Genomic DNA, 11487 nt, shown 5'->3' with positions numbered 1-11487 from the left:
TCCTTATGCCGTGCTGATAACTCGGCCCTGGTGATCCACCACCGGGCCACTCAAGTGAACGCCGGACGCATCCAGCAGCATGCCGACTGCACCGACCTGCACACTGATGGCGGCGGCGGTCATGACCAAACGGGCGGCGCCCAGGCTTATTTCCACCTGCTCGCGAGAACCGCTGAAGACCGTGGGGCCATTGCTCCAATTCATGACATGGCCTGCGGCGTCATAAGCACTTTGCGTCCCGTCCGGGTAACGCCGGCTCGTCAGGCTGGCCACGCTGGACAGCGGTGGGAAGCGATCACTGTTCAGGCCAAACAGCGCCACCGACTGCCCCCCACCCTCGCCGCCGCCGTAGTTGAGCAACAGGCATTGCTCACCCACTGTGGGGATCCGCGTTTCCGTCTGCGCCCCGGCGCTGGGGTTGAAAAAGCGAATCGCCGGGGTCAGCAACTCGCCATGGCTGACCTTGCAGGTGTTGCTGGCCGCATCAACTTCCTGGCACACGCCGATCCGGCAAAAGCTCTCGGCCCGCCGATAGAGGTCTTCCAGCTGGGTTTCCATCTGTGCCAGGCGCTCGACGATGGGCGCCAATTGCAGGCGTAACAATGCATCGAACATGGGCTACTCCTGCAATGGCCGGTATTGATCGGGGTCGTCGATATCCGACACTTCCCAGGTCCGGGCAAACAGCGGCTTGCCGATGGGGTCGTCGAGCAGCGGCGGGCCGAGGTAAAGGGTCTGGCTGAAGGACACGGTCCAACTGTCGTAGTTGGGTTCGGCCCCCACCGGGGTCGACGGCAGCGCAACGATATTCACCGGCACATCGCACTGGGCCGGCGGCAACTGCCAACGGTTATCCAGCACCAGGTCCATCAGCCGGCTTGCCAGGTCGCAGGCGTCAAAGGGCTGCGCGCCCTGGGCGGCCATGACCTTGAGCGAAATCGACAAGACATGGGCCTTGCGCCCTTCAAGGGAGCGTACGCCCGGGCCATTGCGCTCGACCGTGATCGCCACGGCGGTTTCATCCGCCGCCAGAATGCCCGGCGGGCTGCCCACCCGTAGCTCGGGGAACGCTGCACGCAGGGCCTGGCCGACGGCAATCGGCAGCTGTGAAGGTTTTTCAATAAGGGTCATGGGTGGCTTCCTTGCAACAATCACTTTGAATCCGGGGGCGGGTTGACCCCGATGCGCCTGGCAGCCCAGCGCTCATAAAGGCCGATGGCAACATCGGCGCCGGCCATGGCGGTCAAGCACCCGAGCGCGCCGGCCGTCCAGATCGACATGCCAGCGGCGTACAGCAACATCAACGCTGAAACCCCGCACACCATGCAGGCCCCGGAACGCAGGGCCAGGCGGCGGACCAGCGACCAACCGCGGGCGCCCTCCTTGTCGGCGCGCCACATCTCCCCGGACACGCCGCCGATCAGGGCCAGAATAATCACCAGCCAGATAGGCATTTCTGCCAACGCTTGCTGCTCGTTTGTCATGTCACGCCTCCTGGAATGCGTAAAACCGGCAGGTGGCCGGTGCTTGGGTCAATAGATGGATGGGGTTGTCGGTAGGCATTCCAAAAAGCCCGGTGGCCCAGGCTTTTCAGTAATGCTGTCCTTAGGCGCTACTGGCGCGTTACGGATTCTTCCTTGATGTTTTTCCGACCACGATCCCTGTCTGCCGGATAACTGCTTCTGGTGCTTTACGCTGCACACCCGGGTCAGTTGCCAACCCTCTGAACCGTCAAGGCCGGTTCATCGCTGCCTGTTGTAAAACCGTGAAACTAAAGAGCGTCGGCATCCTTGCCGGTGTTGCCTGGCGTCCTTGCCATCACTCGGTGGCGTCCATGCCAGTGTTACGTGCCTTCCTTGTCTTCCTTGGCAGCATCCTTGCCGCCTCCACCAGGCCTTGTTGGCTGGCTTGAGATGGAGAATATGCATGTATGCATATACAGTCAATGCATAAATGCATTTTATTTTGCAAAACTTATGCGAATTCGCATAAAAGCCTTGCGGGGTGGGTACTTGGCGGTTTTCTACAGACGAAAAAAAGCCCGCTCTTGGGCGGGCTGCTTCTTACAAAGAAGGGTTAGCGGGCGTACATGCCCCACCAAAAAACGTGACCGAGGATGCTGATCTGCTCTTCCTGGATCTCCTGGAAGCTGTAGTCCTCATCGGGATGCTCATCCCGGTTGAAGCTGCGCAGGCGGATCCCCGAAGGCAGGCGATAGAGCTGTTTGACCCGCAATTGACCGTTGTGATTGATGGCATACAAGTCACCATCCACGATATCGCCGATCCCGCTCTTGCCGGCATTCACCCCTACCGTCGCCCCATCGCGCAGCACCGGCAGCATGCTGTTGCCGCGTACCGTCACACACTTGGCCTGGTCGAACTGCACACCGTTATGCCGCAGGCTGCGCTTACCAAAACGCAGGCTGGCCTTCTCGCTTTCCTCGATGACGAATCTTCCTGATCCAGCAGCCAATTCAACCTCGCGCAAAAAGGGGATCGACACCTCGTCATCATTAACGGGCGTGTCGTCGTCCCACAGGCTTATATCCTTGAGCTCCGAATGCATCGGATCGCGCTCATCCTGCCACGCCGCCCCCGCGCGCCCGCGCAACTGGTCGGTGCTTACGCGGAAATAATCGGCGATACGCGAGATGTGCTTGTCCGACGGATCAACGATCTTGCCGCTGAGAATCCGGGACAGAGTGGATTGAGGCACGCCGGTACGCCGGTGAAGCTCCGTGGGGGAGATCCCGTCGCGATCGAGCAGCTCTCTTAAGACGATTGAAACGTTGCGTTTTTGCATAACGGGGATAGTGACGGGAGTTTTGGGGGTTGGCAAATGCTAATTTGCATATTTTGTGCATGGGGTCTGCGGTTGTACCTGCCCGTTTGTGAACTGCGAAGCACTGACCTCGCGTGTTAACCTTGCGCCCATCGCAAAAATACTGGGCCAAGCGCCCCCTTTGCCCCATCACTTTCAACGAAATTGCCTACTATCCAATGAGTAAAAATACGTCCGATCTGTCCTCCCACACCCCAATTGTGTAGGGATATGTGGGAGATTTTGAGAGATAGGCCCGTGGTTGCTGGCTGCGGCACTCATTCATAGCAGGTTGCATAAATGCATAATTTGCATTGAATGGCATAGATTGGCGCATGGTTTGCCCCATTTTTGCCCCATGCGAGGGTCTAGGATTCCCGCCAGCCCAAGCAGTACGATGACCTAAGCAATCACCTCGCAGCCAACCTGCCTCTACGCCCAGAGTTCACGGTCGCGTTAGGCAAGCCTGATGATGGCAATATGAATTTTTCTGATGGACTGCGTTCGGCACAGCCTGTGTGAAACATCACCGAGCAGTTCAATACCTGCGGTTAAAAACAGTATAAGTGATAGTGGATTGTCACGATCGGTAGCCTCATGGAATTGATCATGATAACGATACCGGCTCCCGTTGAAGGTGTAAGCCTCAGTTGAGCCAAAGGTAGAGGCCAATCTTCACTCGATTGTAAGATTTGCTGGGGAAGCCGAAAACACCAGATCGAACACCATCACTTTGATATCCAACGCCACCAGTGCGACTAGGTCATCAATGAGTTTTCAAAAATCTACGGCTTTAGGAAGAGGTACCCTTTTCAAGTCGGGTATCGGGACGCATCATGGCCGCTAACTTCTGAAAAAACCGAGAGCACAGCATCAGGTATCAAATCGTGACTTTGAATATGGGGTTCGTGGAGCGCCTAAAAAATGACTGACGCACCAAGTAAAAACACCGGCACTTGGCCGGTGTTTTTACTGAAGTACACTAAGGACCAGTAGAATCTAGATCAAACGAAACAATATGAATCTCTCCATCCACTTTAAATATAGAAACATTACGAAATTCATATATAGTACTTTCAGTCTTTAGCCTTACCTTACCATCTAAAACCTCACGGACCGCTTGAGGACTTTTAGTAACAAGGAATGGAGAACTCTCCTTTGATTTTTGAAGTGCGTCCTCATCGCTCGACTGCAAGGGCATGAGAAAGTAACGATAAATGTACGGAACGGTTGCTCCACCTGAGTTATACAACACCTCATAGATAGCCCCACCTTCACCAACATTTGTGGTTGACATGATTTTTTCCGGATCCGGCCTGCTCGGGGACGAAATATAGATGTATAACATCTGCGCAAGACATATAATCAAAAGCCCCCAGACAGACCACTTAATACCCTTTTGACTTTGCATACTCTATACCCGCTGTAATCCACACCTGGTCAACAGGATCATCACCATAGGGTGACTCCGACCACCAATTATTGAAGTTTTCCGATGTCGTGCCGGCTACGCGCTGCGCTGCACCAGCAGCCCTCAGTAGCACCTCTGCGGGAATTCCTGCTGCTGTACCAACTGCACCATAGTGGAAATTCCCAAAACTCTCGTACTGTGACTGGCCTTGTTTGAAATCCCAATCACCTTTATTTCGAACCTTGAGATAAAACCAACCATAAAAAAGAAGTGCTGACGGTAGCTTACTTTGGCTTTTAGCTTCCTCCATGTTTTTATCCAAAGACACATCTGGTGGAGCGTAAGGATAATATTTCAACCAAGCCAACTCCTTTGCATTAATGAGAGCTAACCGTGCCGATTCAGAATCACGCATCAATTCTTGTGCTTGTTGCTGGGAAAGTATATTTGATTTATCTTTTAAAAGACTTATGACATTTGCAATAGACTTTGCCGAATAAGCTGCCGTGTATGACTTCCCCCACTCTTCAAACCCTGGATCGCGCAGATCAGCAGTTAGTCTTTTCATGAAAACTTGGTTAAGCTCGCTGTCGGTTTTGGTCAGCGGGTCACTACCAAAGAATGCGTTAGCCTCTGCCTGCTTAGTATTAAGCAGCTTAATTTTTTCCTGGAGAAGCGAGTCAATCCTGGCTCTTTCACTGGCTAATTTTGAAAGTACAGGCAAAGTATTACTTTCATTCGCAGCGGCTCTCAACTCCCTCAGGGCCTCGTCCACTTCAGAGGTAAGATTTTTACTCCTAGATACATACTCACTTTCAATTTTCTTCTTCGCTTCTTTGCTCATCTGGACCATGGATCGTGCCGCTTTGTGCCTAGCAAAAGGCGGTTCTGAAGGGTCTGAGAGAAGTTCTTGCAGCGCGCCTGGATTATATCCACTAGAGATAAAAACTGGCTCTTTACTCCCAGTGCCACCACTACCACCTGAGCTAGGAGGGGTCATAGGACGACCTCTGTCAACAATAATATTCTTTTCTTCCATAACGATTTCCTTTTCATTTAGGGACAATAAGATCGGATCTAAACATTCAATACAGGGACCTTTCGGTCTTCCGTGCCAATAATCCTCCTGCCAAAGTGGGCTTTAGAAGGTGAAACCAAGACACAAAACAACTGTATGTATATACACAAAAAAACTCAAGCAAAAAATATGCATCAATGCATAACTCCTCGCGAATGACATTCGTTCTTATTTATCATTGTTTTTATGCTTTAGCTAGTACCATCACATCTCGATCTGGTGAGGGCTCATTTAAGGATGCAACACGGATTCGTGATCATCACCGCCGTCAGCGACCAAAGCGGGGAGGAATCTGAAGAGCCAGGGCGCAGAACTATTGCTCCCTTTATCTTCGGAAGCCTACCCAGGTCGTGTTGTGGTCAAGCCCACGGCCAGCCAACACAACAGCAGCCAATTCATTAAGGTCAATCTCACCTCGCGAGGCCGCCGCGAGAAGCTCAGAAGGCAGGACATTCAAATAGTGGTCAGCGGTTTCCATGGGGTTAATCCTTCGTTTGCGTGACCACAGTAACGCTCTACCGTAAACACATAGCAAGCCCATCAGATCGACGATAGCGACCATTAAAACAGTCCCCCAAGTGCTGAGGGTTCCCAGTTCATGATCACCAACTCTCCGCTGACATCGGCCTTTCCCTGCCGTTGGTTTGTGGTGCTGTAACGGATGTCGACTGTTTCAAAATGGAAGCCTTCAAACACTCGGCGAATATCCGGGTGATCGTTGATGCTGACCATGACCTTCCCCTTGCAGCGCCTCATAAAGTCAGCCATTCGCTCGTAATTCTCAAAAGGAAAATCCACCCCGTAGCCGGCCGTCTGCCAGTAGGGCGGATCCATGTAGTGGAAGGTATGGGGGCGGTCGTAACGCTCGGCACACTCAAGCCAGCCCAGATTTTCAACATAGGTGCCGGACAGACGCTGCCACGCTGCAGATAGGTTTTCCTCAATCCGCAGCAGGTTGATTGCCGGACCAGTCGTCGCGGTCCCAAACGTCTGCCCCGTCACCTTGCCGGCGAAGGCATGATGCTGCAGGTAGAAAAATCGAGCAGCACGCTGAATGTCGGTAAGGGTTTCAGGGCGGGTCATCTTCTGCCACTCGAACACCTGCCGAGAACTGAGCGCCCATTTGAACTGGCGCACGAATTCTTCCAGGTGGTTCTGCACGACGCGGTAGAGCGTCACCAGGTCGCCGTTGATGTCGTTGAGAACTTCAACCGGCGCTGCCTGGGGTCGCATGAAGTAGAGCGCAGCGTCGCCGGCAAAGACTTCGACGTAGCATTCGTGGGGTGGGAAGAGCGGGATAAGGCGGTCGGTCAGGCGGCGTTTGCCGCCCATCCAAGGGATGATGGGTGTGGACATATAAAAGCAAGACCTTTGCTGTATGGATAAACAGTTCTAGGCTCGCTCCGCTTTGTACACGAAGCAGGAGCCTTGGCTGGACTTGCAGGGACGTTCTGCGGGGAAGGTGGCCGGACCTGGATGTTGACGCATCCTGCCCGGCCGCTCCTTTTACTTCGGTGTAGAGACTTCTTTTGCGTAGGCCTGACAGGCCCGCAGGGCGATCAATCCTTGGTCGCCGGCATCTGTGATGCCGATAATTCGTTGAGCATGCGCTGGGTCAAGTTGAGCTCTTGTGGCTCCATGAACCACGCAGCCGTTGGCGGTGGTGACTGGCACTGAAACACTGCAGGTGTGCTGATCGCAGATCGAGCACCGTCCACCGCCAACCACTACCTGGCGACATTCGCCGGGTTCCTCGGCTGGTGCAAGACCAACGGATACTGTCGTAAGGGGCTGTCGGAAGCCTGCAATAGATTCGCCATGCAAGGTCAGGAGCCAGATCCGCTGACTCGCGATGAGTTTCAGTTACTGATCGATAAAGGGTGCCTTCACCCCCAGGACTCGGCGGCGATCACATTGGCGGTATATACCGGGCTTCGACCAGGTGAGCTCTGCGCCCTTGCTGTTGAGGACATTGACCTGGACGGCGGACAAATCAACATTACCCGGGCCATTACCGCCAACGGTACGTTCAAGGTTCCTAAAACAGGGAAGCCACGTTCAGTACTACTCATGCCTCCAGCATTAGAGGCCTGCCGGGTTCTAATGTCGCTGGTTGTCGATCATCCCACCCGATCCATCGAGGTGTTCCACAACAGGCACGAGAGTCGGCAGGAAAAGGTCACCCCACTGCTCTCACCCATCACCCAGGCGCGCAAGAAGATCATCAACTTCTAGTATGTCCCCACCGCCTGGAACACCAAATGGGCAGCGGTCCAGAAGCGCTCAGGCATCCGCTCGCGCCGACCTTACCAGACTCGCCACACCTATGCCTGCTGGTGCCTGACTGCTCGTGGTAACCTTGCGTTCATTGCAAAGCAAATGGGCCACAAAGACTTCACCATGCTGGTCGAGGTCTATGCCAAGTGGATGGATGACGAGTCACCGACCGAGCTGCAACGCATCTGGGCAGGCATCCAAAAGCAAGGCAAATAGCCCCATTTTTGCCCCACACTTTTTGAAGATTACAGCTAAGCCACTGATGAATAAGCCAATTTCAGATCTGTCCTCCCACACCCCGATGATGCAGCAGTACTGGCGCCTGAAAAACCAGCACCCTGATCAGTTGATGTTCTATCGCATGGGCGACTTCTACGAGATCTTCTATGAAGACGCGAAGAAGGCCGCCAAGCTGCTGGACATTACCCTGACCGCCCGCGGGCAGTCGGCTGGGCAGGCGATTCCGATGTGTGGGATTCCTTACCATTCGCTGGAAGGTTACCTGGCCAAGCTGGTCAAGCTCGGTGAGTCGGTGGTGATCTGCGAGCAGATCGGCGACCCAGCGACCAGCAAGGGGCCGGTGGAGCGCCAGGTGGTGCGGATCATTACGCCGGGGACGGTCAGTGATGAGGCGCTGCTGGATGAGCGGCGCGACAATCTGATCGCGGCGGTGCTGGGGGATGAGCGGCTGTTCGGCCTGGCGGTGCTGGATATCACCAGTGGCAATTTCACGGTCCTGGAGATCAAGGGCTGGGAGAACCTGCTGGCGGAGTTGGAGCGCATCAATCCGGTGGAGTTGATGATCCCGGATGATTGGCCAAAGGATTTGCCGGCGGAAAAACGCCGTGGGGCCAAGCGACGTGCGCCGTGGGATTTTGAACGCGATTCGGCGCTGAAAAGTCTGTGCCAGCAGTTCTCCGTACAGGATCTGAAGGGTTTTGGTTGCGAAACCCTGACCCTGGCCATCGGCGCCGCCGGTTGCCTGCTCAATTACGCCAAGGAAACCCAGCGCACCGCCCTGCCGCATTTGCGCAGCCTGCGCCATGAACGCCTGGACGATACGGTGGTGCTCGATGGCGCCAGCCGGCGCAACCTGGAACTGGACACCAACCTGGCCGGTGGCCGCGACAATACCCTGCAGTCGGTGGTGGACCGTTGCCAGACCGCCATGGGCAGCCGCTTGCTGACCCGCTGGTTGAACCGCCCGCTGCGCGACTTGAGCGTGCTGCAGGCGCGCCAGTCGTCCATTACCTGCCTGCTGGACGGCTACCGCTTTGAAAAGCTGCAACCGCAGCTCAAGGAAATCGGCGATATCGAGCGGATCCTGGCGCGAATCGGCCTGCGTAATGCCCGCCCGCGCGACCTGGCGCGCCTGCGTGACGCCCTGGGCGTACTGCCCGAGTTGCAACAGGCGATGACCGAGCTGGAAGCGCCGCACCTGCAACAACTTGCCGTCACCGCCGGTACCTACCCGGAACTGGCTGCGCTGCTGGAAAAAGCCATTATCGACAACCCGCCCGCGATCATCCGCGACGGCGGCGTGCTCAAGACCGGTTACGACAGCGAGCTGGACGAGCTGCAAGCCTTGAGCGAGAACGCCGGGCAGTTCCTGATCGACCTGGAAGCCCGCGAAAAGGCCCGCACCGGCCTGGCCAACCTGAAGGTCGGCTACAACCGTGTGCACGGCTACTTTATCGAGTTGCCGAGCAAGCAGGCCGAGCAGGCCCCGATTGATTACCAGCGCCGCCAGACGCTCAAAGGTGCCGAACGCTTCATTACACCCGAGCTGAAAGCCTTTGAAGACAAGGCGCTGTCGGCCAAGAGCCGCGCCCTGGCCCGGGAAAAGATGCTCTACGAGGCCTTGCTCGAAGACCTGATCGGCAAGCTCGCGCCGTTGCAGGACACCGCCGCGGCCCTGGCCGAGCTGGATGTATTGAGCAACCTTGCCGAACGTGCGCTGAACCTTGACCTGAACTGCCCGCGTTTTGTCAGCGAGCCGTGCATGCGCATCGTCCAGGGTCGCCACCCGGTGGTGGAGCAAGTACTGACCACGCCGTTCGTGGCCAACGACCTGTCCCTGGACGACGACACGCGCATGCTGGTGATTACCGGTCCGAACATGGGCGGTAAATCCACCTACATGCGCCAGACCGCATTGATCGTGCTGCTGGCCCATATCGGCAGTTTCGTGCCGGCGGCCAGTTGCGAGTTGTCCCTGGTGGACCGCATCTTTACCCGTATCGGCTCCAGCGATGACCTGGCTGGTGGCCGTTCGACCTTTATGGTGGAAATGAGCGAAACCGCCAATATCCTGCACAACGCCAGCGACCGCAGCCTGGTGCTGATGGACGAAGTGGGGCGCGGCACCAGCACCTTCGACGGCCTGTCCCTGGCCTGGGCCGCCGCCGAGCGCCTGGCCCACCTGCGGGCCTATACGCTATTTGCCACCCACTACTTTGAACTGACCGTGCTACCGGAAAGCGAGCCGCTGGTGGCCAACGTGCATCTCAATGCCACCGAGCACAACGAGCGCATCGTGTTCCTGCACCATGTGCTGCCTGGGCCGGCCAGCCAGAGTTACGGCCTGGCCGTGGCCCAGTTGGCCGGTGTGCCGAACGACGTGATCCTGCGCGCCCGCGAGCACCTCAGCCGCCTGGAAACCACCGCCCTGCCCCACGAGACCGTGGTTGCCAGCCCAGCCAAGGCCGCCAGCAAACCCGGGGTGCCCATGCAGAGCGATATGTTCGCCAGCCTGCCCCACCCGGTATTGGATGAGTTGGCAAAGCTTGACCTGGATGACTTGACACCGCGTAAAGCGCTCGAAATGTTATATGCACTGAAGACTCGGATATAACGCAGACGCTTGCAAGCTGGTAGACTCTCGCGCGGTTTGGGATGCTGCGGGCTTTTAGCCTGGCCTGCAGACTATCGCTCCCAAACCTCGCGAACCCTGCCAGAAGGGGTTTCGCTGCCGCCGCCTGAGGAGAAAACTAGAAATGACCTTCGTCGTCACCGACAACTGCATCAAGTGCAAGTACACCGACTGCGTAGAAGTGTGTCCGGTGGACTGCTTTTACGAAGGCCCGAACTTCCTGGTCATCCACCCGGACGAGTGCATTGACTGCGCCCTGTGTGAACCAGAATGCCCGGCCGTTGCGATTTTCTCCGAGGATGAAGTCCCGGAGGACATGCAGGAATTTATTCAGTTGAATGTCGAGCTGGCGGAAATCTGGCCCAACATCACTGAAAAGAAAGAATCGCTGCCAGGCGCAGAAGAGTGGGATGGCGTGAAGGGCAAGATCAAAGACCTCGAACGCTAACAGCGTCGCGCCCCTCCAAAAGGCCCCTTGCGGGCCTTTTTGCGTTTCTGGAGGCCGGTCGTTTACTTTTCTGCAGGCAAAAAAAAGGGGCGGTTTGACCCGCCCACATTTTTTCCCTAGTCCCTGTGTTCCTTTTCATCGTCCTGATGAATCGCATCCTGCGAAGTTCCCTGAGTCATCGTTCCTTGATGACCGTGTCAATCCGTGGACACAGGGCTGATAGTAGAGACTTCCCGGACAAGTTCAACGGGATCCATTCCCAAGCGCGCCTTGCCATAGCGCCCGAATAAAAATAAATAAATCTTTTATTTCAATAACATAGAAATATGTCCGAGTGATTCGAGTCGTCCTGGGCCGGCTAAAAAACCAAACACTTACGAAAAAGTAAGCGAATGCTTACACCGCTCATTAGGGAAATGCTCAGTCGACCTCCCAAAAGGTTTACGCCAGAATCGAGTAGGAGGCGGATTCACATCCGCCGTCCTCTCACACCACCGTACGTACGGTTCCGTATACGGCGGTTCAGGTTATACGGTTAAGTCGGTTTATCGTATCCAGTATCGAGACCAGCCCGAGGC

12 protein-coding genes and 1 pseudogene are annotated in these 11487 nt (G+C 55.8%); 4 read left to right on the top strand and 9 right to left on the bottom strand.

Going from position 1 to position 11487, the window contains the following annotated elements; all coding sequences use genetic code 11:
- Positions 1–3: 3 nt before the first annotated feature.
- The 9 genes and pseudogenes from BLL38_RS06440 to BLL38_RS31365 all read right to left on the bottom strand — a co-directional run.
- A complete protein-coding gene (locus BLL38_RS06440) occupies positions 4–615 on the bottom strand; it encodes a phage baseplate assembly protein V (protein WP_076961799.1) in 612 nt (203 codons plus the stop codon).
- A gap of 3 nt (positions 616–618) precedes the next feature.
- Positions 619–1131: a hypothetical protein gene (locus BLL38_RS06435; RefSeq protein WP_076961798.1), complete on the bottom strand. Its 513-nt coding sequence runs from the start codon at positions 1129–1131 to the stop codon at positions 619–621.
- Between the two features lie 20 nt (positions 1132–1151).
- Entirely contained in the window at positions 1152–1484 is a 333-nt protein-coding gene (locus tag BLL38_RS06430) for a phage holin family protein (RefSeq protein WP_076961797.1), read from the bottom strand.
- Between the two features lie 592 nt (positions 1485–2076).
- The gene (locus BLL38_RS06425) at positions 2077–2805 is read right to left on the bottom strand and encodes a LexA family transcriptional regulator (protein ID WP_076961796.1); all 729 of its coding nucleotides are present in this window, start codon (positions 2803–2805) and stop codon (positions 2077–2079) included.
- 1000 nt (positions 2806–3805) lie between these two features.
- Positions 3806–4120, bottom strand: coding sequence for a hypothetical protein (locus BLL38_RS30370; protein ID WP_130898200.1), 315 nt, complete (start codon positions 4118–4120; stop codon positions 3806–3808).
- Between the two features lie 91 nt (positions 4121–4211).
- Positions 4212–5273: a polymorphic toxin type 44 domain-containing protein gene (locus BLL38_RS31730; protein ID WP_338124490.1), complete on the bottom strand. Its 1062-nt coding sequence runs from the start codon at positions 5271–5273 to the stop codon at positions 4212–4214.
- Positions 5274–5637: 364 nt separating this feature from the next.
- The gene (locus BLL38_RS31085; RefSeq protein ID WP_154220438.1) at positions 5638–5790 is read right to left on the bottom strand and encodes a hypothetical protein; all 153 of its coding nucleotides are present in this window, start codon (positions 5788–5790) and stop codon (positions 5638–5640) included.
- A gap of 83 nt (positions 5791–5873) precedes the next feature.
- Complete coding sequence (locus BLL38_RS06410) at positions 5874–6668, bottom strand: DNA adenine methylase (RefSeq protein ID WP_076961794.1); 795 nt, start codon at positions 6666–6668, stop codon at positions 5874–5876.
- Positions 6669–6818: 150 nt separating this feature from the next.
- A pseudogene (locus tag BLL38_RS31365) lies at positions 6819–6995 on the bottom strand (lysis protein); the annotation flags it as partial.
- A gap of 6 nt (positions 6996–7001) precedes the next feature.
- On the opposite strand from BLL38_RS31365, the gene BLL38_RS31830 reads away from it, so the two are divergent.
- From BLL38_RS31830 to fdxA, 4 genes are all read left to right on the top strand, one after another.
- The gene (locus BLL38_RS31830) at positions 7002–7547 is read left to right on the top strand and encodes a tyrosine-type recombinase/integrase (protein ID WP_415640238.1); all 546 of its coding nucleotides are present in this window, start codon (positions 7002–7004) and stop codon (positions 7545–7547) included.
- Positions 7548–7712: 165 nt separating this feature from the next.
- Entirely contained in the window at positions 7713–7805 is a 93-nt protein-coding gene (locus BLL38_RS31825; RefSeq protein WP_242627605.1) for an integrase, read from the top strand.
- A gap of 58 nt (positions 7806–7863) precedes the next feature.
- Complete coding sequence (mutS, locus tag BLL38_RS06395) at positions 7864–10443, top strand: DNA mismatch repair protein MutS (protein WP_162493912.1); 2580 nt, start codon at positions 7864–7866, stop codon at positions 10441–10443.
- A 142-nt stretch (positions 10444–10585) separates the two neighbouring features.
- Positions 10586–10909 (top strand): ferredoxin FdxA, encoded by a 324-nt coding sequence (gene fdxA, locus BLL38_RS06390; protein WP_076961792.1) that lies wholly within the window; start codon positions 10586–10588, stop codon positions 10907–10909.
- Positions 10910–11487: the final 578 nt, after the last annotated feature.

Source organism: Pseudomonas gessardii (genome assembly GCF_001983165.1).
GTDB classification, from domain to species: Bacteria; Pseudomonadota; Gammaproteobacteria; order Pseudomonadales; family Pseudomonadaceae; genus Aquipseudomonas; species Aquipseudomonas gessardii.
This window is presented reverse-complemented; position numbering and strand designations above follow the sequence as displayed.

Excerpts from the sequence above, each read along its gene's own strand:
- BLL38_RS30370 (WP_130898200.1), bottom strand. The coding sequence starts at position 4,120 with ATGTCAACCACAAATGTTGGTGAAGGTGGGGCTATCTATGAGGTGTTG.
- BLL38_RS06435 (WP_076961798.1), bottom strand. The coding sequence starts at position 1,131 with ATGACCCTTATTGAAAAACCTTCACAGCTGCCGATTGCCGTCGGCCAG.
- BLL38_RS31730 (WP_338124490.1), bottom strand. The coding sequence starts at position 5,273 with ATGGAAGAAAAGAATATTATTGTTGACAGAGGTCGTCCTATGACCCCT.
- fdxA (WP_076961792.1), top strand. The coding sequence starts at position 10,586 with ATGACCTTCGTCGTCACCGACAACTGCATCAAGTGCAAGTACACCGAC.
- BLL38_RS06425 (WP_076961796.1), bottom strand. The coding sequence starts at position 2,805 with ATGCAAAAACGCAACGTTTCAATCGTCTTAAGAGAGCTGCTCGATCGC.
- BLL38_RS06430 (WP_076961797.1), bottom strand. The coding sequence starts at position 1,484 with ATGACAAACGAGCAGCAAGCGTTGGCAGAAATGCCTATCTGGCTGGTG.
- BLL38_RS06410 (WP_076961794.1), bottom strand. The coding sequence starts at position 6,668 with ATGTCCACACCCATCATCCCTTGGATGGGCGGCAAACGCCGCCTGACC.
- BLL38_RS31085 (WP_154220438.1), bottom strand. The coding sequence starts at position 5,790 with ATGGAAACCGCTGACCACTATTTGAATGTCCTGCCTTCTGAGCTTCTC.
- BLL38_RS31825 (WP_242627605.1), top strand. The coding sequence starts at position 7,713 with ATGCTGGTCGAGGTCTATGCCAAGTGGATGGATGACGAGTCACCGACC.
- BLL38_RS06440 (WP_076961799.1), bottom strand. The coding sequence starts at position 615 with ATGTTCGATGCATTGTTACGCCTGCAATTGGCGCCCATCGTCGAGCGC.